Annotated in this window: 16 protein-coding genes and 1 riboswitch; of the genes, 8 read left to right on the top strand and 8 right to left on the bottom strand. The window is 57.4% G+C overall.

The genetic code is table 11. From position 1 onward, the window contains the following. Positions 1-39: 39 nt before the first annotated feature. Positions 40-807 carry an NAD(+) diphosphatase gene (gene nudC / locus JL05_RS02215; protein ID WP_004929878.1) on the bottom strand — a complete coding sequence of 256 codons (768 nt, stop codon included), beginning with the start codon at positions 805-807 and terminating at the stop codon, positions 40-42. A gap of 101 nt (positions 808-908) precedes the next feature. Here nudC and JL05_RS02210 point away from each other — a divergent pair, with 101 nt between their 5' ends. The 8 genes from JL05_RS02210 to JL05_RS02175 all read left to right on the top strand — a co-directional run bounded on the left by JL05_RS02210 (position 909) and on the right by JL05_RS02175 (position 8,641). Next, the gene (locus JL05_RS02210; protein WP_033631537.1) at positions 909-1,412 is read left to right on the top strand and encodes an Rsd/AlgQ family anti-sigma factor; all 504 of its coding nucleotides are present in this window, start codon (positions 909-911) and stop codon (positions 1,410-1,412) included. Between the two features lie 39 nt (positions 1,413-1,451). Then, positions 1,452-1,576, top strand: a riboswitch (TPP riboswitch). A 114-nt stretch (positions 1,577-1,690) separates the two neighbouring features. After that, entirely contained in the window at positions 1,691-3,634 is a 1,944-nt protein-coding gene (gene thiC, locus JL05_RS02205) for a phosphomethylpyrimidine synthase ThiC (protein WP_033631536.1), read from the top strand. After that, entirely contained in the window at positions 3,627-4,277 is a 651-nt protein-coding gene (gene thiE, locus JL05_RS02200) for a thiamine phosphate synthase (RefSeq protein ID WP_033631535.1), read from the top strand. The genes thiC and thiE overlap by 8 nt, the downstream gene beginning before the upstream one ends. Further along, positions 4,270-5,019, top strand: a complete 750-nt coding sequence (locus JL05_RS02195; RefSeq protein WP_033631534.1) for a HesA/MoeB/ThiF family protein — start codon at positions 4,270-4,272, stop codon at positions 5,017-5,019. The genes thiE and JL05_RS02195 overlap by 8 nt, the downstream gene beginning before the upstream one ends. Beyond that, positions 5,016-5,216, top strand: a complete 201-nt coding sequence (gene thiS / locus JL05_RS02190) for a sulfur carrier protein ThiS (protein WP_004929884.1) — start codon at positions 5,016-5,018, stop codon at positions 5,214-5,216. Before JL05_RS02195 ends, thiS begins: the two co-directional genes overlap by 4 nt. Before the next feature lies 1 nt (position 5,217). Further along, entirely contained in the window at positions 5,218-5,997 is a 780-nt protein-coding gene (locus JL05_RS02185; RefSeq protein ID WP_004929886.1) for a thiazole synthase, read from the top strand. Continuing rightward, complete coding sequence (gene thiH, locus JL05_RS02180; RefSeq protein ID WP_033631532.1) at positions 5,997-7,130, top strand: 2-iminoacetate synthase ThiH; 1,134 nt, start codon at positions 5,997-5,999, stop codon at positions 7,128-7,130. Before JL05_RS02185 ends, thiH begins: the two co-directional genes overlap by 1 nt. A 731-nt stretch (positions 7,131-7,861) precedes the next feature. Beyond that, a complete protein-coding gene (locus tag JL05_RS02175; RefSeq protein WP_033631531.1) occupies positions 7,862-8,641 on the top strand; it encodes a helix-turn-helix domain-containing protein in 780 nt (259 codons plus the stop codon). Here JL05_RS02175 and JL05_RS02170 read toward each other — a convergent pair. The 7 genes from JL05_RS02170 to rplJ form a co-directional block, all read right to left on the bottom strand. Continuing rightward, positions 8,627-9,901 carry a sensor histidine kinase gene (locus JL05_RS02170; protein ID WP_033631530.1) on the bottom strand — a complete coding sequence of 425 codons (1,275 nt, stop codon included), beginning with the start codon at positions 9,899-9,901 and terminating at the stop codon, positions 8,627-8,629. The genes JL05_RS02175 and JL05_RS02170 overlap by 15 nt on opposite strands. Before the next feature lies 1 nt (position 9,902). After that, on the bottom strand, positions 9,903-10,367 hold the full coding sequence (locus tag JL05_RS02165) for a putative pterin-binding protein (protein ID WP_033631529.1): 465 nt from the start codon (positions 10,365-10,367) through the stop codon (positions 9,903-9,905). Next, complete coding sequence (locus JL05_RS02160) at positions 10,367-10,813, bottom strand: GNAT family N-acetyltransferase (RefSeq protein ID WP_033631528.1); 447 nt, start codon at positions 10,811-10,813, stop codon at positions 10,367-10,369. Before JL05_RS02160 ends, JL05_RS02165 begins: the two co-directional genes overlap by 1 nt. A 167-nt stretch (positions 10,814-10,980) precedes the next feature. Then, positions 10,981-15,204 (bottom strand): DNA-directed RNA polymerase subunit beta', encoded by a 4,224-nt coding sequence (gene rpoC / locus JL05_RS02155; protein WP_021505232.1) that lies wholly within the window; start codon positions 15,202-15,204, stop codon positions 10,981-10,983. A gap of 118 nt (positions 15,205-15,322) precedes the next feature. Beyond that, positions 15,323-19,351 (bottom strand): DNA-directed RNA polymerase subunit beta, encoded by a 4,029-nt coding sequence (rpoB, locus tag JL05_RS02150; RefSeq protein WP_004929900.1) that lies wholly within the window; start codon positions 19,349-19,351, stop codon positions 15,323-15,325. Between the two features lie 332 nt (positions 19,352-19,683). Beyond that, entirely contained in the window at positions 19,684-20,049 is a 366-nt protein-coding gene (gene rplL, locus JL05_RS02145; protein ID WP_004929903.1) for a 50S ribosomal protein L7/L12, read from the bottom strand. 63 nt (positions 20,050-20,112) lie between these two features. Then, positions 20,113-20,610, bottom strand: a complete 498-nt coding sequence (rplJ, locus tag JL05_RS02140) for a 50S ribosomal protein L10 (RefSeq protein WP_004929905.1) — start codon at positions 20,608-20,610, stop codon at positions 20,113-20,115. Positions 20,611-20,768: the final 158 nt, after the last annotated feature.

Here is a 20,768-nt window from a genome sequence, read left to right as displayed (position 1 = left end):
TTTATGGGGCTCCCTTAATAATCTGCCGGCCATTGTACATTATTCTGCCCGGCACAGCGCCACGGTGTCCTCAATCAAGCGGCGCGCCACGGTGCCGGGCGGCGGCAACAGCGGCAGTTGGTCGTAACGATACCAACCGGCATTGAGCAGCTCCTTGGGATCGTGACGAATCTCACCCTGGTGGTAATCGGCCATAAAGGCCATCATCAGCGAGTGCGGAAACGGCCAGGGTTGTGACGTGACGTAGCGCAGGTTCTTGATTTCAATATTGCTCTCTTCCATCACTTCGCGCGCTACCGCTTGCTCCAGCGTTTCGCCCACTTCAACGAAACCGGCCAGCACCGTGTGAATGCCGCCGCGATGGCGCACGTGCTGCGCCAGCAGGATCTGATCGTCGCGCCGAATGGCGACGATCACGCAGGGCGCGATCTGCGGGTAGTAGCGCTCCTTGCAATGGCCGCACAGGCAGGCGCTTTCGGTGCGGCTGAGGTGCATCTCATGGCCGCAGTAGCCGCAATAGCGATGGGAGCGGTAGAAATCCGCCAACTGCACGCCGCGCCCGGCCAGCTGGAACAGACCACGATCCTGATCCAACAACTGACGCACCGACCCCATCTCCCGCGGCATCGCCTGGCGCACCAGCCAGACCGGCGCGCCCTCCCACTCACCGATGACGCGCGCCATGTGGCCCTGCAGCCCGAGGGCGGCGGCGGTCCCCGACGGCAATTCACCGTTCGGTAACCAAAGTTTGCTTTCATGGCTGACGATCCACCAGCCGTTTTCATTGCCCGTTAATGCAAGTTCCATATCGTTGTTGCACAACCTCAGCTTCACTGGCACTCTACAAATCGGCTTTGTTACATTTTAATAACTTACCGGTTACTTTTGTTACTTACACGGAGTCAAACATGCTCAACCGTTTGGAAAGGCTGACTCAGCGCGTTGGCGGTAGTAATGAATTAGTTGATCAATGGCTTCAGGCCCGCAAGCAGTTGCTGGTCGCCTACTGCACGCTGGTAGGCCTCAAACCGAATAAAGAAAAGCATACGCCGCTGAATGAAAAAGCGCTGGAGAACTTTTGCCATAACCTGGTGGATTACCTCTCCGCAGGGCATTTTCATATCTATGACAGAATTATCAAACAAGTGGAAGGCGCAGCCAGTCCGAAAATGTCGCTGGCGGTGAACATCTACCCCAAGCTGTGGGCCAATACCGAACAGATCATGGCGTTCCACGATCGCTATACCGAAGTGGATATCGATCAGGAGGTTTGTCTGGAATTCCACCAGGCCTTGTCGGATATCGGCGAAACGCTGGCGGCGCGCTTTGCGCTGGAAGATAAGCTGATCCTGCTGGAAGCGGAAACCACGCAGCAACCACTGCCGGACCAGGCGCTGGATCCGGCGCGTTAAAATTTTATAGTTTTTTTTCTTATCCCTCCTATACTGGGGGGCATCTTGTCGGAGTGCCTAGCGCCTGATTTGTTCATCGAATCAGCCAGGCTGAGACCGTTAATTCGGGATCCGCGGAACCTGATCGGGTTAATACCCGCGAAGGGAACAAGAGTAATCTATCGCCACAGACACGGCCTTCCCCTTGCGGGCGCCCTGCCTTATCGGCCACCATCATTACTCCCTCCGAGCTCCAGACAAGCAACTTTCCCAACCCAACACACTGGTAGGAACTTGCTATGTCTAACGTTAATCCACCGCGCGCCCGTAAAGCGCAACGCGAAGCCGCTCAGCAGTTTATCGACACCCTGCAAGGCATGGCTTTCCCAAACTCACGCCGCATCTACCTGCAGGGTTCGCGCCGCGATATCCAGGTGCCGATGCGTGAAATTCAGCTCAGCCCGACCCTGGTCGGCGGCAGCAAAGATAACCCGCAGTATGAACCCAACGAGGCGATCCCGGTGTATGACACCGCCGGCCCGTACGGCGATCCACAGGCCGAGCTCGACGTGCACGCCGGCCTGGCCAAGCTGCGCGCCGGCTGGATCGACGCACGCGGCGATACCGCCACCCTGAGCGGTGCCAGCTCCGGCTTCACCCAGCAGCGGCTGGCGGACGAAGGTCTCGATCACCTGCGTTTCGAACACCTGCCGCTGCCGCGCAAAGCGCTGCCGGGCAAGTGCGTAACCCAGTTGCACTACGCCCGCGCCGGCATCGTCACCCCGGAGATGGAATTCATCGCCATCCGTGAAAACATGGGGCGCGAACGCATTCGCGGCAAGGTGCTGCGCCACCAGCATCCGGGCCAGGGCTGGGGCGCCAACCTGCCGGACAACATCACGCCGGAGTTCGTGCGCCAGGAAGTGGCCGCCGGCCGCGCTATCATTCCCGCCAACATCAATCACCCGGAAGCGGAGCCGATGATTATCGGCCGCAATTTCCTGGTAAAGGTGAACGCCAATATCGGCAACTCGGCGGTCACGTCGTCGATCGAAGAAGAGGTGGAGAAGCTGGTATGGGCCACCCGCTGGGGCGCAGACACCGTGATGGATCTCTCCACCGGCCGCTACATTCACGAAACCCGCGAGTGGATCCTGCGCAACAGCCCGGTGCCCATCGGCACCGTGCCGATCTACCAGGCGCTGGAGAAGGTCAACGGCGTGGCGGAAAACCTCACCTGGGAGATGTTCCGCGATACGCTGCTGGAACAGGCGGAGCAAGGGGTCGACTACTTCACCATCCACGCCGGCGTGCTGCTGCGCTACGTGCCGATGACCGCCAAACGCCTGACCGGCATCGTGTCGCGCGGCGGCTCGATCATGGCCAAATGGTGTCTGTCGCACCATCAGGAAAACTTCCTCTATCAGCATTTCCGCGAAATCTGTGAGATCTGCGCCGCCTACGACGTTTCGCTGTCGCTCGGCGACGGCCTGCGCCCCGGCTCAATTCAGGACGCCAACGACGAAGCCCAGTTCGCCGAACTGCATACGCTGGGCGAGCTGACCAAAATCGCCTGGGAATACGACGTGCAGGTGATGATCGAGGGCCCAGGCCACGTGCCGATGCAGATGATCCGCCGCAACATGACCGAAGAGCTGGAACACTGCCACGAAGCGCCATTCTACACCCTCGGCCCGCTGACCACCGATATCGCCCCGGGCTATGACCATTTCACCTCCGGCATCGGCGCGGCGATGATCGGCTGGTTCGGCTGCGCCATGCTGTGTTACGTCACGCCGAAAGAGCACCTCGGCCTGCCAAACAAAGAGGACGTCAAACAGGGCCTGATCACCTACAAGATCGCCGCTCACGCCGCCGATCTGGCCAAAGGCCATCCGGGCGCACAGATCCGCGATAACGCCATGTCCAAGGCGCGTTTCGAATTCCGCTGGGAAGATCAGTTCAATCTGGCGCTCGATCCGGCCACCGCGCGCGCCTATCACGACGAAACCCTGCCGCAGGAATCCGGCAAGATCGCCCACTTCTGCTCGATGTGCGGACCAAAATTCTGCTCGATGAAGATTTCACAAGAGGTGCGGGACTACGCCGCCGCCCAAGAGGCCGCCAAACCGATCGAGGTGCAGCTGACCGGCATGGAGAAAATGTCCGCCGAGTTCCGCGCCCGCGGCAGCGAGCTGTATCACAGCGCCGGCAATTTGCAGGAGGAGACCAGCAATGACTGATATCACGACGCCCTTCCCGGCGACGCCCTACAAACTGGGGCTCTACCCGGTCGTCGACAGCGTGGAATGGATCGCTCGCCTGCTGGAGGCCGGCGTCACCACCATCCAGTTGCGCATCAAGGACTTGCCTGACGAGCAGGTCGAAGAGGATATCGCCGCCGCCATCGCGCTGGGCCGGCGTTATCAGGCGCGGCTGTTCATCAACGACTACTGGCGGCTGGCGATCAAGCACGGCGCCTACGGCGTGCATCTGGGCCAGGAAGATCTCGATACCACCGATCTGGCTGCCATTCACCGCGCCGGGCTGCGGCTCGGCGTTTCCACCCATGACGACGCCGAACTGGCGCGCGCGCTGGCGGTGAAACCGTCCTACATCGCGTTGGGGCACATCTTCCCCACCCAAACCAAAGACATGCCTTCGGCGCCGCAGGGGCTGACGGAGTTGAAACGCCACATCGCCGGCCTGGCGGATTACCCGACGGTGGCGATCGGCGGGATCAGTATCGATCGCGTACCGGCGGTGCTGGCGTGCGGCGTCGGCAGCGTGGCGGTGGTCAGCGCCATCACCCAGGCGCCGGACTGGCGCGCGGCGACGGCCGAGCTGCTGCGGCTGATTGAAGGCGAGGATCCGAACGATGCTTAACGATCAGGAATTCCTGCGCTACAGCCGCCAGCTGCTGCTGGAGGACGTCGGCCCGGAAGGCCAGGAGAAACTCAAGCGCGCCACGGTGCTGATCGTCGGTTTAGGCGGGCTAGGTTCCCCGGCTTCGCTGTATCTGGCCGCCGCCGGCGTCGGCACGCTGCTGCTGGCCGACGACGACCAGCTGCACGTCACCAACCTGCAGCGGCAAATCCTCTACCGCAGCGCCGATACCGCCACCGGCAAGGCGGCGCTGGCGCAACGCCACCTGCAGGCGCTGAACCCGTTGGTGGAATCCATCCCGCTGGCGCAGCGGCTGCAAGGGCAAGCGCTGCGCGACGCGGTCGCCCGCGCCGATCTGGTGCTGGACTGCTGCGACAATATGGCGACCCGCCATGAAGTCAATGCCGCCTGCATCGCCGCCGCCAAGCCGCTGATCAGCGGCAGCGCGGTCGGCTTCAGCGGCCAGTTGCTGGTGCTCGAGCCGCCCTATGCGCACGGCTGCTACGCCTGCCTGTACCCGGAGCAGGAAGAGCCGCAGCGCAACTGCCGCACCGCCGGGGTGCTCGGCCCGGTGGTGGGCGTGATCGGCACCCTGCAAGCGCTGGAGGCCATCAAGATGCTGGCCGGCATGCCTTCTTCCCTCAGCGGTAAACTGCGGCTGTTCGACGGCAAGCAGCAGAGCTGGAGCACGCTGCAACTGAGCCGGGCCCGTGCCTGCCCGGTATGCGGAGGCGCGGCATGAAGATCCGTTTAAACGACCAACCGCTGGAGCTGGCGCAGCCGCTCAGCGTCGCCGCCCTGTTGGCCCAGCTGGAACGCCACCAGCCGGGCACCGCGCTGGCGATCAACCAAACCATCATCCCGCGCGCCGACTGGGCCGACCATCAGGTGCAGGACGGTGACGACATTTTGCTGTTTCAAGCGATCGCCGGAGGCTGACATGCTGAAAATCGCCGATACCACTTTTACCTCGCGCCTGTTCACCGGCACCGGCAAGTTCGCCACCCCGGCGCTGATGCTGGAGGCGCTGGCGGCCTCCGGTTCGCAGCTGGTGACCATGGCCATGAAGCGCGTCGATCTGCGCGGCGGCAACGACGCCATTTTGGCGCCGCTGCAGCAGCTGGGCGTCAGGCTGTTGCCCAACACCTCCGGCGCCAAAACGGCCGCCGAAGCGGTATTCGCCGCCCGGCTGGCGCGTGAAGCGCTCGGCACCCGCTGGGTGAAGCTGGAGATCCACCCCGATGTGAAATACCTGCTGCCGGATCCGATAGAAACGCTGAAGGCGGCGGAAACGCTGGTGAAAGACGGTTTTGTGGTGCTGCCCTACTGCGGCGCCGATCCGGTGCTGTGCAAACGGCTGGAAGAGGCGGGCTGCGCGGCGGTGATGCCGCTCGGCGCCCCTATCGGTTCCAACCGCGGTCTGCGCACCCGCGACTTCCTCGAGATCATCATCGAACAGGCCAAGGTGCCGGTGGTGGTCGACGCCGGCATCGGCGCGCCGAGCCACGCGCTGGAAGCGATGGAGCTGGGCGCCGACGCGGTGCTGGTGAACACCGCCATCGCCGTGGCGCGCGACCCGGTGCAAATGGCGCGGGCGTTTCGCCTGGCGCTGGAGGCCGGCGAATTGGCGCGCAGCGCCGGGTTAGGCGCGAGCCAGCGCGGTGCGGTCGCCTCGAGCCCGCTGACCGCCTTCCTCAGCCAGCCAGAGGAGGCACAGTGATGGCCGACGATTTCAGTAGCCGCTGGCAACAGCTGGATTGGGACGACATTACGCTGCGCATCAACGGCAAAACCGCGCGCGACGTGGAACGCGCGTTGAACGCCGACAAGCTGACGCGCGACGACTTTATGGCGCTGATCTCCCCCGCCGCCGCGCCGTATCTGGAACCGCTGGCGCAGCGCGCGCAGCAGCTGACCCGCCAGCGATTCGGCAACGTCGTCAGCTTCTATGTGCCGCTGTATCTGTCCAACCTGTGCGCCAACGACTGCACCTACTGCGGCTTTTCGATGAGCAACCGCATCAAGCGTAAAACGCTGGATGCGGCGGAGATCGCCCGCGAGTGCGCAGCCATCCAGGCGTTGGGGTTCGAGCATCTGTTGCTGGTCACCGGCGAACATCAGACCAAGGTCGGCATGGACTATTTCCGCCAGCACATTCCGGCGATCCGCCGTCATTTCAGCTCGCTGATGATGGAAGTGCAGCCGTTGGCGCAGGAGGAATACGCCGAACTGAAAACGCTGGGCCTGGACGGCGTGCTGGTGTACCAGGAAACCTACCATCCGGCCACCTATCTGCAGCATCACCTGCGCGGCCAGAAGCAGGATTTCCATTGGCGCCTGGCCACGCCGGATCGCCTGGGGCGCGCCGGGATCGACAAGATCGGCCTCGGTGCGTTGATCGGCCTGTCCAACAGTTGGCGCACCGACTGCTACCTGCTGGCGGAACATCTGTTTTACCTGCAACAAACCTACTGGCAGAGCCGCTACTCTATCTCGTTCCCGCGCCTGCGCCCCTGCGCCGGCGGCATTGAACCGGCGTCGATCATGAGCGAGCCTCAACTGGTGCAGCTGATCTGCGCCTTCCGGCTGTTCGCGCCGGACGTTGAGCTGTCACTGTCTACGCGTGAGTCGCCGTACTTCCGCGATCATATGATCCCGGTGGCGATCAACAGCGTCAGCGCCGGATCCAAGACGCAGCCCGGCGGCTATGCCGATGACGTGCAGCCGGAGCTGGAACAGTTCGAACCGCACGACGGCCGCACGCCGCAGCAGGTCGCCGAGGCCATCAGCAACGCCGGGCTGCAGCCGGTGTGGAAAGACTGGGACGGTTATCTGGGACGCGGTGCGCAATAAGCGGCAACGTTTACCGCCGCGTGAAGAAAACGCTGGAGCGGCCGCGCAATGCCGAACGGTGGCGCTGGCGCCGACAAACGCGCCGATTATAGTGACGTTGCCGGCCGCCAAACCCGGCGGCGGCCGGGGCCGTCTCCCTCTCGATGGCCCCGCCTTATCCCATCCCGGATCGCGCCGGAGATTCTCTTGCGCGACTCCGGGCCCTCTCCGCAGCAACGCGCATATGGCGTATCGCGGCCTGTAAGGGTGTACGGGCAGGTGCCTTGTCGGCTAAAGGGCTGTGGCATAACGGTGCTCGGCACTCACTCAGCGGTGAAACTCATAGGACGCTGTTGCGGCAGAAAAGTGGGGAAAGAGGAAAAAAGAAGGTACAGCGACGAAGAGAGGTTCGAGTAGCCATCCCCGGTGCTGCCAATGGCCCTGGTGTCGGCCGCGGATCTTTTTGCCGCCTGCTCCCTGCTTACGGACAAGAGCAGGCGGTTTATTTTGTGAGACTGGCACCCCCCCCAGGACGCGAATCACACAGTATGTGCGCTAATTAACCACATAAACGGCTAAATGTGAATGTCTTTTGAGTGTTTTTTTTATTTCACATCGAGTATGTTTTGAGTTTGCCAAGGAAAATCAAACTGATATCACCGCAATAACCGAGGCTTCATCTATAATCCAGCACGGGTCCTCACGCAGGTTTTTCAACGCTCGCGGTCAACATCAAAAAAGCCAAGGTTGTCATGAAGAAAACGCCAAATTACATCGATGCAATCAGCGCGTTGCTCACTCTGAAAGGAGTTGGCGACAGAAAACATGCCTCCACGATGGCCAACATACTGAACCTTCAGTACAACAGCGCCAAACAGAAGCTGGATGGCAAAAGGGGCATCACCCTCGATGAAGTCAAAAAGGTTTTCCAGTATTTCAACGAGCCGTTTGCCGGCCAACGGACACATAACGGCGTGTTTATCATGAACAGCATTCACAAGCGCTGCAACATTGAGGTCGACGAGCGCCCGGTCACGCAAGCGGACAACGACGAAACTTACGCCTACAAAAAGGACGATCTTTTCATCATCAACACCAATCGGGAATATGCAGCCGATGCCCCGCTGTATAAAGTCAACAAGATAGACTTTCTGCCGGCCCCGCGCATCGCGATCCTGGATAATGACGGCGATATTCTCGAACTGTTGAAGAAGATCGCCAGCCGCTACGGCATCGAGGCTGAGACCTTTCAGACGGCGGACGCCATGCTGGCCGCGCTGGAGCAGCAGTCCTTTGAGGCGTTTATTTTGGACTGGCTGTTGGACTTCGGCGAGACTTCCGAACGCGTGGTGAAGAAAATTAAAGACGCCCTCGATCCGCACGCCCGCATCATCATTCTGACCGGCCAGCTGAATCACTACGAGAAAAACATCGGCGACATGATCCTGCACTATGACGTGCACCTGGTGGAAAAACCGACCAAGCCGCTGATTATCTCTTCGCTATTGCTGTCGAACCTATTCTTTAATTAGTTTGACCGGAATGCGGATCAAAAACGATGAGCCAACCCCTTCGACGGATTTGACCTTGATGGTGCCTTTCATCGTCGTGACGTAATTTTTGATAATGGTCAGCCCCAGCCCTAATCCCTGCCGCGTTTCCCTTTCCACCCCCTGATTGAACGCCTTATATAACCGATCCAGATTATCGACGTTAAACCCGATGCCGGTGTCTTTTACCCGCAAATACAGATTGCCGTGACACACCTTCACATTGAGGGCGATCGCGCCGTGGTGGGTAAACTTATCCGCGTTGCTGAGCAGGTTGGCCAATATTCGGTAGAGCTTGTATTTATCAGAACCAATCAGGCCGGCATAAGACGAATGGTGGATCACGAGGCGATTGCCTCGCCCGGCGCCGATGCCGGTTACGGCATCGTCCACCACCTCATTCAGCCGGAAGGTGGAAATATTGATTTTAACTTCTCCCATCTCAAGCCGAGAATAATCCATCACCTCGCGCGTTTGTTCGGCGATCTTGTTACCGTGATAGGAGATCAGGCGGGCTTCTTTTTTCAATTCTTCCTGCGCCAGCTCATGTTCCATGATATCCGCGGCAATGACGATGGCCTGGGTCGAGCCGGCGATCTCGTGGTAGATGGAAGAGATAAAGATGTTCTTGTTCTTGATGATCTCTTTCAACGAGAAGGCGTTTCTCAACACCAGGAACATCATCAGGAACACTAAAATCAGCGAAAAGAGGGCGAACATCTCGGCTTTACTCGAGTTGTCCTGGATGATGCCTTTCACTTCGGTAAAGTTTTTAATCTGTATCCGATAAATAATTTCCTGGATATCGACCAGCGTACCCTCGATATCATCCATATAAGAGAGAATGTCCGCCTTGTTTTTCAGCCCCACCAGCAAGCCGGCAGAAAGATCGTCCAACGTGCGGTACTGCTGCTTCAGCAGCGCAACATTTTTGATGAACTCGTCGTCGTAATAAAAAGAGTCGCTGAAGGTCGAACGGCTCTCCAGGATCTGAATCTTCGAGTAGAAGATTTTCTTTTTGATCTGGAAGGCGCCGTAGTCATTGTTTTCACTGAGCAACAGTGCGGTTTTGGTCCTTTCAAAGGCCAGAAACAGGATCTCGGCCACCGAGTAGTTGTCCAGATTGGGCTCAATCTGCTTATAGCGCTCTTTTACGCCGCCGAAGTTAATGGCAATCAACAAAATCAATAAGGAGAAGATGGCAACCAACGCGATAAGAGTACCGATCAGTTTTTTGCTCATCTTATTTCAGCTCCAACCGTTTCACTTGCCAGACGGTTTTCGCATTCACATCCAGGTTATTCAGTTCGGCATAGCCATCGCGCGGATAAATAATGGCGAACGGCCCCAGCTCACCAACGTCGATCGGCTTGCCGCCGCGCTGGTAGGCGACGATCACACGGTATTTAATCATCTCGTCAATCGGCATCGAATAGGAGTAATCATCCCAGGCGAAAGCGCGCACCGACTGGCCTTTCAGGTGGTAGGCTTTCACTAACTCTGCAAACTCAACGCCGGTGAACGTATCTTCCGGAGTGAAATTGGTCGAGGTTTTAATCGTGTACTGCGGCATCGCCTCCAGCATCTGCCTGGTTATCTTGATCTTCTCACCATCGAGCGGTTTCAGGTAAAAATAGTCAACGGCCGCATACAGCGGTGCGCTGAACAGCGAAAGCAGCAGTAACGTCATCAATCCTTTGATTGTCATTATTCACCCTCTTTGCGTTTCACCAGTTCGGCCTGGCCGAACTCATCCTGCCCGACCACGACCCAGCCGTGATGTTGATAAAAGCCTTCGGCTTTGGAGCCCGGATCGGTGGTTAAGTGGATCGCTTCGGCGCCGCGCTCAAACATCCAGGCGGTGACTCGCGCCAACAAGGCGGAGCCGATCCCCTTCGACTGGTATTCCGGCTTCACGAACAGGCCGCCGATCAGCGGTTCAGGGATGAATAACCCGAAGCCAACGCCGGCATAGTCGTCGCCATGCTTGCAGATCCAGCCGCCGCCCTGGTTGATGTCCTCCAGCGCCTGCCTGCGCTGCAGATACTGGATTTGATGCGGATGCAGCAGGTTTTCTTCAACGGAAAAGCGGATCTCATACAGGTAAGGCAGGTGTTGCGCCGTCAATTTTTCGAAGGTAATGAGGCTGTCCATGTTCGCACTGTCCTTGGTTGTCTTGGTAAAAGCGCCGGTCAATTTCTGCTGTAACCATAGTAGCAAAGTTTGCTCTGCCCCGGCATGAGGCGAAAAAAAACCGCCCCCGAGGGAGCGGTTTATCTGGCAATGGGCCCGGCATGCCGGGCCCGCGGCGCGGATGACGATTACTCGTCGTCGCTGCCGCCCAGGCCTGCGTTGAGCAGCTCGGCCAGGTTAGCCGTCGCTTCTTCCGCGCTGACTTGCGGAACAACCGGCGCTTCACCCTGAGCACGGCGACGCATGCGATCCTGATGATAAGCGTAACCGGTACCGGCTGGGATCAGACGGCCCACGATGACGTTCTCTTTCAGGCCACGCAGTTCATCACGCTTGCCGGCTACGGCAGCTTCGGTCAGAACGCGCGTCGTTTCCTGGAACGATGCGGCGGAGATGAAGGACTCGGTCGCCAAGGATGCCTTGGTGATACCCAGCAGATCGCGCGAGAAGGTTGCCGGGATCTTACCTTCAGCTTCCAGCTGACGGTTGGCAATCTTGACGCGAGACACTTCAGCCTGCTCGCCTTCCAGGAACTCGGAGCCACCAGCGCTAACGATGGTGCCTTTACGCAGCATCTGACGAACGATAACTTCGATGTGCTTATCGTTAATCTTAACGCCTTGCAGACGGTAAACTTCCTGCACTTCGTTGGTGATGTAGCGGGTAACCGCATGCACGCCACGCAGACGCAGAATGTCGTGCGGAGACTCTGGGCCGTCGGAAACGACGTCGCCACGTTCCACCACTTCGCCTTCGAACACGTTGAGCTGACGCCATTTCGGAATCATCTCTTCGTAAGCGTCGCTGCCGTCCAGCGGAGAGATCACCAGGCGACGTTTGCCTTTGGTCTCTTTACCGAACGAGATAATCCCGCTGATTTCAGCCAGGATTGCCGGCTCTTTCGGACGACGCGCTTCGAACAGGTCGGCAACGCGCGGCAGACCACCGGTAATATCCTTGGTACCGCCGGATTCCTGAGGAATACGCGCCAGGGTATCACCCGCACCGATCTGAATGCCGTCTTCCAGCTGAACGATCGCTTTGCCCGGCAGGAAGTATTGAGCAGGCATATCAGTACCTGGGATCAATACGTCTTCGCCCTGAGCGTCAACGATTTTCAGTGCCGGACGCAGGTCTTTACCGCTACCGGTACGCTCTGCGCTGTCCAGAACAACCAGAGAAGACAAACCGGTCAGTTCGTCGGTCTGACGAGTAATCGTCTGGCCGTCGACCATGTCCGCGAAGCGAATGAAGCCGCTGACTTCACTGATGACCGGCATGGTGTGCGGATCCCAGTTAGCGACGGTTTCGCCGCCGTTAACTTCTTCACCGTCGCCTTTGCCCATCACGGCGCCGTAAGGCACCTTGTAGCTTTCTTTGGTACGGCCGAATTCGTCGATCAGTTTCAGTTCGGTGTTACGCGAGGTGATCACCAGCTTGCCTGCGGCGTTCATAACGAACTTCGCGTTGCTCAGCTTGATGCTACCCTTGTTTTTCACCTGAATGCTGGATTCAGCAGCCGCACGAGATGCCGCACCACCGATGTGGAACGTACGCATCGTCAGCTGTGTACCCGGCTCACCGATGGACTGTGCCGCGATAACGCCGATGGCTTCGCCTTTGTTGATGATGTGGCCACGTGCCAGGTCGCGACCATAGCAGTTAGCACACACACCGAAGTCGGTTTCACAGCTCACCACGGAACGGACTTTAACGCTGTCGACAGAGTTCTCTTCCAACAGGTCACACGCCTTCTCGTTCAGCAGGGTGTTGCGCGGCACCAGAATGTCCGCCGTACCCGGCTTGAGGACGTCTTCTGCCGTCACACGGCCCAGAACGCGTTCACGCAGCGGCTCTTTCACGTCGCCACCTTCGATAACCGGGGTCATCAGGATGCCGTCGTGGGTGCCACAGTCGTCTTCGGTCACCACCAGGTCCTGCGCCACGTCAACCAGACGACGGGTCAGATAACCGGAGTTCGCGGTTTTCAGTGCGGTATCCGCCAGACCTTTACGAGCACCGTGGGTGGAGATGAAGTACTGGAGTACGTTCAGACCTTCACGGAAGTTCGCGGTGATTGGCGTTTCGATGATGGAGCCGTCCGGCTTCGCCATCAGGCCACGCATACCGGCCAGCTGACGAATCTGAGCGGCGGAACCACGCGCACCGGAGTCGGCCATCATAAAGATGCTGTTGAAGGAAACTTGCTGTTCCACTTCGCCGTCACGGTTAACCACGTCTTCTACCGACAGGTTTTCCATCATCGCTTTCGCAACGCGTTCGTTCGCTGCAGCCCAGATATCGATCACTTTGTTGTAGCGTTCGCCGGCGGTAACCAGACCAGACTGGAACTGCTCCTGGATCTCGGCAACTTCGGTTTCCGCTTCTTCGATGATCTCCGCTTTCTTGGCCGGGATAACCATGTCGTCGATACCTACGGAAGCGCCGGAACGGGCTGCGTAAGCAAAACCGGTGTACATGATCTGGTCAGCAAAGATTACGGTCGGCTTCAGGCCCAGGATGCGGTAACAGGTGTTCAGCATCTTGGAGATCGCTTTCTTGCCCAAAGGCTGGTTAACGATCGCGTACGGCAGACCTTTCGGTACGATCATCCACAGGATGGCGCGGCCGATGGTGGTGTCGATGATGCTGGTCTGAGAAGTCCATTCGCCTTCGGCGTTCTTGACGTCTTCGGTGATACGCACTTTAACGCGCGCATGCAGAGACGCCAGGCCGGCGCGGTAAACGCGCTCAGCTTCTTTGGAACCGTTCAGCACCATGCCTTCGCCCTTGGCGTTAACACAGTCGCGGGTCATGTAGTACAGACCCAGTACAACGTCCTGAGAAGGAACGATGATTGGCTCGCCGTTCGCTGGGGACAGGATGTTGTTGGTGGACATCATCAACGCACGCGCTTCCAGCTGGGCTTCCAGCGTCAGCGGTACGTGAACGGCCATCTGGTCACCATCGAAGTCGGCGTTATAGGCCGCACAAACCAGCGGGTGCAGCTGGATCGCTTTACCTTCGATCAGAACCGGTTCAAACGCCTGGATACCCAAACGGTGCAGGGTTGGTGCACGGTTCAGCAGTACCGGGTGTTCGCGGATCACTTCGTCCAGGATATCCCAAACGACGGCTTCTTCACGCTCAACCATTTTCTTGGCGGCTTTGATGGTGGTGGCCAGGCCACGCAGCTCCAACTTGCCGTAGATGAACGGTTTGAACAGCTCCAGCGCCATCTTTTTAGGCAGACCGCACTGATGCAGGCGCAGGTATGGACCTACGGTGATTACGGAACGGCCGGAGTAGTCGACGCGTTTACCGAGCAGGTTCTGACGGAAACGACCCTGCTTACCTTTGATCATGTCGGCCAAAGATTTCAGAGGACGTTTGTTGGAACCGGTGATCGCACGACCGCGACGGCCGTTATCCAGCAGGGCGTCTACCGCTTCTTGCAGCATACGCTTTTCGTTGCGCACGATGATGTCCGGCGCAGCCAGATCCAGCAGGCGTTTCAGACGGTTGTTACGGTTGATCACGCGGCGATACAGATCGTTCAGATCCGAGGTCGCGAAACGGCCGCCATCCAGCGGAACCAGCGGACGCAGATCCGGCGGCAGTACCGGCAGCACGGTCAGGATCATCCACTCCGGCTTGTTACCGGACTGTACAAACGCTTCCAGCAGCTTGATACGCTTGGTCAGCTTCTTGCGCTTGGTTTCGGAGTTGGTTTCGTTCAGCTCTTCACGCAGCTGCTCGCACTCGGCTTCCAGATCCATGTTTTTCAACAGGGCCTGAATGGCTTCCGCACCCATCTTGGCGTCGAATTCGTCACCGAACTCTTCCAGCGCGTCCAGATACTGCTCTTCAGTCAGGATCTGACGACGCTCGAGGTTGGTCATACCGCCTTCGACCACCACATAGGATTCGAAGTACAGTACGCGTTCGATGTCACGCAGCGGCATATCCAGCAGCAAACCGATGCGGGATGGCAGCGATTTCAGGAACCAGATGTGCGCAGTCGGGGAAGCCAGCTCGATGTGGCCCATGCGCTCACGGCGCACTTTAGTCTGGGTCACTTCAACGCCGCACTTCTCACAGATCACGCCGCGGTGTTTCAAGCGCTTGTACTTACCGCACAGGCACTCGTAATCTTTTACCGGCCCGAAGATACGGGCGCAGAAAAGGCCGTCACGCTCAGGTTTGAACGTACGGTAGTTAATGGTTTCCGGCTTCTTAACTTCACCGAACGACCACGAACGGATCATGTCTGGCGAGGCCAGAGCAATCTTGATCGCATCAAACTCTTCGGTCTTAGTTTGCGCTTTCAGAAACTTCAATAAGTCTTTCACGGATTGGCTCCTGTCGGAGTTAAACCTGTTGGGTACCCACAACCGCAGTAGGTACCCGTGTGACCTGAACAACCACCCTCAGGCTCCCTTAGGCGGGGAGCCTGAGCCGGAATGACGATTACTCGTCTTCCAGTTCGATGTTGATGCCGAGCGAGCGGATTTCTTTCAACAGTACGTTGAAGGATTCCGGCATGCCTGGCTCCATCCGGTGATCGCCATCCACGATGTTTTTGTACATCTTGGTACGGCCGTTAACGTCATCCGACTTAACGGTGAGCATTTCCTGCAGGGTATAAGCCGCGCCGTATGCTTCCAGTGCCCACACTTCCATCTCACCGAAGCGTTGACCACCGAACTGCGCTTTACCACCCAGAGGTTGCTGAGTAACCAAGCTGTAAGAACCGGTTGAACGGGCGTGCATTTTATCGTCAACCAAGTGGTTCAGTTTCAGCATGTACATATAGCCGACAGTAACCTGGCGCTCGAATTGCTCACCGGTACGGCCATCGAACAGCGTGATCTGACCGGAGGTCGGGATACCACCCATTTCCAGCAGCTTCTTGATTTCAGTCTCTTTCGCACCGTCAAACACCGGCGTTGCGATCGGCATACCTTTTTTCAGGTTCTCTGCCAGACGCAGCACTTCGTCGTCGCTGAAGGTGTTCAGGTCAACTTTCTGGCAAACGTCGTCGCCCAGATCGTAGGCCTTCTGGATGAACTCACGCAGCTTGGCCACTTCCTGCTGCTGCTTCAGCATCTGGTTGATCTTCTCACCGATGCCTTTCGCAGCCATACCCAGGTGGGTTTCCAGGATCTGACCGATGTTCATACGTGATGGTACGCCCAGCGGGTTCAGTACGATGTCTACCGGCGTGCCGTTTTCATCGTAAGGCATATCTTCGATCGGGTTGATCTTGGAGATAACACCCTTGTTACCGTGGCGGCCCGCCATCTTGTCACCCGGTTGGATCTGACGTTTAACGGCCAGATAAACCTTGACGATTTTCAGCACGCCCGGCGCCAGATCGTCGCCCTGAGTGATCTTACGACGCTTGGCTTCCAGCTTCTTCTCGAAGTCGGATTTCAGTTCGTCGTACTGCTCAGCCAGCTGCTCCAGCTGGTTTTGCTTCTCTTCGTCGGTCAGGCCCAGTTCCAGCCAGCGATCGCGCGGCAGTTTGCTCAGCTTGTCGGCTTCGATGCCACCCGCAACCAGCACCGCGTGGATACGTGCGAACAGGCCGGCTTCCAGGATCTGCAGTTCTTCAGTCAGGTCTTTCTTCGCCTGCTTCAGCTGCATCTCTTCGATTTCCAACGCGCGCTTGTCTTTTTCCACGCCATCGCGGGTGAAGACCTGTACGTCGATAACCGTACCGGAAACGCCGTTCGGCACACGCAGAGAAGAGTCTTTAACGTCAGACGCTTTCTCACCGAAGATCGCACGCAGCAGTTTCTCTTCCGGCGTCAGCTGGGTTTCGCCTTTAGGAGTTACCTTACCGACCAGAATGTCGCCGCCGGTCACTTCAGCACCGATATACACGATACCGGATTCATCCAGCTTGGAGAGCGCAGCTTCACCCACGTTAGGGATGTCGGCGGTGATCTCTTCAGGCCCCAGCTTGGTGTCGCGAGACACGCACGCCAGTTCCTGGATGTGGATGGTGGTGAAGCGATCTTCCTGCACCACGCGCTCGGAGACCAAGATGGAGTCTTCGAAGTTGTAGCCGTTCCAAGGCATGAACGCTACGCGCATGTTCTGGCCCAGTGCCAGTTCGCCCAGGTCTGTCGATGGGCCATCCGCCAGCACGTCGCCGCGCTCGATTGGCTCACCCAGATTCACACACGGCATCTGGTTGATGCAGGTGTTCTGGTTAGAACGGGTGTACTTGGTCAGGTTGTAAATATCGATACCTGCTTCGCCCGGGTACATCTCGTCTTCGTTAACTTTGATAACGATACGGGAAGCATCCACGTACTGGATCACACCGCCGCGTTTGGCAACGGCGGTTACGCCGGAGTCAACCGCTACAGCGCGTTCCATACCGGTACCGACCAGCGGCTTGTCAGCGCGCAGGGTTGGTACGGCCTGACGTTGCATGTTCGCACCCATCAATGCACGGTTGGCGTCATCGTGTTCCAGGAATGGAATCAGTGAAGCACCAACGGAAACAACCTGTTGGGTGGATACGTCCATGTAGTCAACCTGGTCGCGGCTGAACAGGCTTGATTCGCCTTTGCTGCGGCAGGTGACCAGGTCTTCTACGAAGCGGCCTTCTTCATCCAGGTTGGAGTTCGCCTGGGCGATAACGAAGTTGCCTTCTTCAATAGCAGACAGGTAGTTGATCTCATCGGTCACCACGCCGTCGCGCACGCGGCGGTACGGGGTTTCCAGGAAGCCATACTCGTTAGTCTGTGCGTACACGGACAGGGAGTTGATCAGACCGATGTTTGGACCTTCCGGCGTTTCGATTGGGCACACGCGGCCGTAGTGGGTCGGGTGTACGTCTCGAACTTCAAAGCCGGCGCGCTCACGGGTCAGACCGCCCGGGCCCAGTGCGGAGATACGACGCTTGTGCGTGATCTCGGACAGCGGGTTGTTCTGGTCCATGAACTGGGACAGCTGGCTGGAGCCGAAGAACTCTTTCACCGCCGCCGAAATCGGCTTGGCGTTGATCATGTCCTGAGGCATCAGGGTATCCAGATCGCCCAGAGACAGACGCTCTTTCACCGCACGCTCAACACGCACCAGACCTACGCGGAACTGGTTCTCGGCCATTTCGCCGACGGAGCGGATACGACGGTTGCCCAAGTGGTCGATATCGTCCACTTCGCCCTTGCCGTTACGGATATCGATGAGCTTCTTCATCACTTCGATGATGTCGTCTTTGCTCAGGATGCCCGAACCTTCGATCTCGTCGCGCAGCAGAGAACGGTTGAACTTCATACGGCCGACCGCGGACAGATCGTAGCGGTCTTCGGAGAAGAACAGGTTCTCGAACAGGCTTTCGGCAGCTTCGCGCGTTGGCGGCTCACCAGGACGCATCATGCGGTAGATCTCTACCAGCGAGCTCAGACGATCGTTGGTCGGATCGACACGCAGCGTTTCAGAGATATACGCGCCGTGATCCAGATCGTTGGTGAACAGCGTTTCGATACGCTTGTGGCCGGACTGGCTCAGCTTGGCCAGCAGATCCAGCGACAGCTCCATGTTGGCTGCGCAGATCAGTTCGCCGGTATTGGTATCGATATAGTCTTTCGCGACCACTTTGCCCGCGATGTACTCTACCGGTACTTCAATGCTCTGAATGTCGTCTTTTTCCAGCTGACGGATATGACGGGCGGTGATACGACGGCCTTTCTCTACGTAGATCTTGCCGTTGGCTTCGATATCGAACGAAGCGGTCTCACCACGCAGGCGCTCAGGCACCAGCTCCATCTGCAGCTTGTTGTCGCGGATTTCGAAGACGATCTTGTCAAAGAACAGGTCGAGGATCTGTTCAGTGGTGTAGTTCAGCGCGCGCAGAATGATGGTCGCAGGCAGTTTGCGGCGACGGTCAATACGCACGAACAGGTTGTCTTTCGGATCGAACTCGAAGTCCAACCATGAACCGCGGTAAGGGATGATACGTGCGTTGTACAGCACTTTACCCGAGGAGTGGGTTTTACCCTTATCGCTGTCGAAGAATACGCCAGGACTACGGTGCAACTGAGATACGATAACCCTCTCAGTACCGTTGATCACAAAGGTGCCGTTTTCGGTCATGAGCGGAATTTCGCCCATGTAGACTTCTTGTTCCTTGATGTCTTTGACCGTACCTTCAGGCGCTTCGCGCTCATAGATAACCAGGCGCAGTTTTACGCGCAGCGGTGCAGAGAACGTCACACCACGGATCTGGCACTCTTTGACGTCGAAGACCGGCTCACCAAGACGGTAGCTAACGTATTGCAGCTCCGAATTGCCACTGTAGCTCTGGATAGGGAAAACAGAACGGAATGCGGCTTCAAGGCCGTACTGCCCTTCTGGATCTTGCTCGATAAACTTCTGGAACGAGTCAAGCTGGATAGAAAGGAGATATGGTATGTCCAGCACTTGTGGACGTTTACCAAAATCCTTACGAATACGTTTTTTCTCGGTATAGGAGTAAACCATAGGGTTCCTCAGCTCGCTGATCAGTGACCCAATCTGTCCGTCCGATTAAGGACAGTTCATGCAACACCGTTTTGTCGACCGGAAAGCGGGAACACTTTCCGCAATGTCTCTTGCTATCACGCTTAAACCATTTCATCGCGCCTTCCCCCAGAACTCCTGGTAGTGCAAAGACCGCGGTATATTAAGTCGTCAATAGAAACAAACATTGGGAGGCGAAACCAGCAGCCAAACAGTGTGAAACGCTACTGGCGCCCTACAGCGCAAAAAGGCTGGTGACTAAAAAGTCACCAGCCATCAGCCTAAAAGACTAGGCTGCAACCGGAAAGGTTGGCTTATTTAACTTCAACTTCTGCGCCAGCTTCTTCCAGAGATTTTTTCAGAGCTTCTGCGTCATCTTTGCTCACGCCTTCTTTCAGAGCGGCTGGAGCAGATTCAACCAGGTCTTTAGCTTCTTTCAGACCCAGGCCGGTAGCGCCACGTACTGCTTTGATAACAGCAACTTTGTTAGCGCCTGCAGCTTTCAGGATAACGTCGAATTCAGTTTTCTCTTCAGCAGCTTCAGCTGGGCCAGCAGCTACAGCTACAGCAGCAGCAGCAGAAACGCCGAATTTTTCTTCCATAGCGGAAACCAGTTCAACAACGTCCATTACGGACATAGCGGCAACTGCTTCCAGGATTTGGTCTTTAGTGATAGACATAACAATTGTTCCTAAAATTCAGAAATAGTTTAAATACGTTAGCAAAGGCTAAGAAAGAGTGGCTTACGCCGCTTCTTTCTGATCGCGTACTGCAGCCAGAGTGCGAACCAGTTTGCCGGCAGCGGCTTCTTTCATGGTTGCCATCAGGCGTGCGATCGCTTCTTCGTAAGTTGGCAGCGTCGCCAGGCGGTCGATTTGCGCCGCTGGGATCAGCTCACCTTCAAAGGCCGCAGCTTTAACCTCGAATTTTGCATTCGCTTTCGCGAACTCTTTGAACAGACGAGCAGCAGCGCCCGGGTGTTCGTGAGAGAATGCAATCAAGGTTGGACCGACAAACGTGTCTTTCAGGCATTCGAATGGAGTGCCTTCAACTACGCGACGCATCAGGGTGTTGCGAACAACACGCATGTAAACGCCAGCTTCACGACCTGCTTTACGCAGTTCAGTCATTTTATCTACGGTAACGCCGCGGGAATCCGCAACAACCGCAGACAGCGCGCCTTTGGCTACTTCGCTGACTTCAGCAACAATCGCTTGTTTGTCTTGAAGATTTAATGCCATTAGCTTTTTGCTCCTGGATTAGCCGGGGAAAATCCCCCGGAACTCACTTCACTCGGCGCTTTGTAAAACGCCACGCCGAGCGGCTTAACACGGTGAGCAGAATCCAGCAAAGACATTCTTTTATAAAAAAGAAAAATTTTCTTAGGCTCTGTCACCGT

This window comes from Serratia nematodiphila DZ0503SBS1, from assembly GCF_000738675.1.
In the GTDB taxonomy this organism is placed as follows: Bacteria; Pseudomonadota; Gammaproteobacteria; order Enterobacterales; family Enterobacteriaceae; genus Serratia; species Serratia nematodiphila.
Note: the sequence above shows the minus strand (reverse complement) of the source record. Positions and strands in the feature narration are given on the sequence as shown.

Excerpts from the sequence above, each read along its gene's own strand:
- nudC (WP_004929878.1), bottom strand. The coding sequence starts at position 807 with ATGGAACTTGCATTAACGGGCAATGAAAACGGCTGGTGGATCGTCAGC.
- JL05_RS02210 (WP_033631537.1), top strand. The coding sequence starts at position 909 with ATGCTCAACCGTTTGGAAAGGCTGACTCAGCGCGTTGGCGGTAGTAAT.
- thiC (WP_033631536.1), top strand. The coding sequence starts at position 1,691 with ATGTCTAACGTTAATCCACCGCGCGCCCGTAAAGCGCAACGCGAAGCC.
- thiE (WP_033631535.1), top strand. The coding sequence starts at position 3,627 with ATGACTGATATCACGACGCCCTTCCCGGCGACGCCCTACAAACTGGGG.
- JL05_RS02195 (WP_033631534.1), top strand. The coding sequence starts at position 4,270 with ATGCTTAACGATCAGGAATTCCTGCGCTACAGCCGCCAGCTGCTGCTG.
- thiS (WP_004929884.1), top strand. The coding sequence starts at position 5,016 with ATGAAGATCCGTTTAAACGACCAACCGCTGGAGCTGGCGCAGCCGCTC.
- JL05_RS02185 (WP_004929886.1), top strand. The coding sequence starts at position 5,218 with ATGCTGAAAATCGCCGATACCACTTTTACCTCGCGCCTGTTCACCGGC.
- thiH (WP_033631532.1), top strand. The coding sequence starts at position 5,997 with ATGGCCGACGATTTCAGTAGCCGCTGGCAACAGCTGGATTGGGACGAC.
- JL05_RS02175 (WP_033631531.1), top strand. The coding sequence starts at position 7,862 with ATGAAGAAAACGCCAAATTACATCGATGCAATCAGCGCGTTGCTCACT.
- JL05_RS02170 (WP_033631530.1), bottom strand. The coding sequence starts at position 9,901 with ATGAGCAAAAAACTGATCGGTACTCTTATCGCGTTGGTTGCCATCTTC.
- JL05_RS02165 (WP_033631529.1), bottom strand. The coding sequence starts at position 10,367 with ATGACAATCAAAGGATTGATGACGTTACTGCTGCTTTCGCTGTTCAGC.
- JL05_RS02160 (WP_033631528.1), bottom strand. The coding sequence starts at position 10,813 with ATGGACAGCCTCATTACCTTCGAAAAATTGACGGCGCAACACCTGCCT.
- rpoB (WP_004929900.1), bottom strand. The coding sequence starts at position 19,351 with ATGGTTTACTCCTATACCGAGAAAAAACGTATTCGTAAGGATTTTGGT.
- rplL (WP_004929903.1), bottom strand. The coding sequence starts at position 20,049 with ATGTCTATCACTAAAGACCAAATCCTGGAAGCAGTTGCCGCTATGTCC.
- rplJ (WP_004929905.1), bottom strand. The coding sequence starts at position 20,610 with ATGGCATTAAATCTTCAAGACAAACAAGCGATTGTTGCTGAAGTCAGC.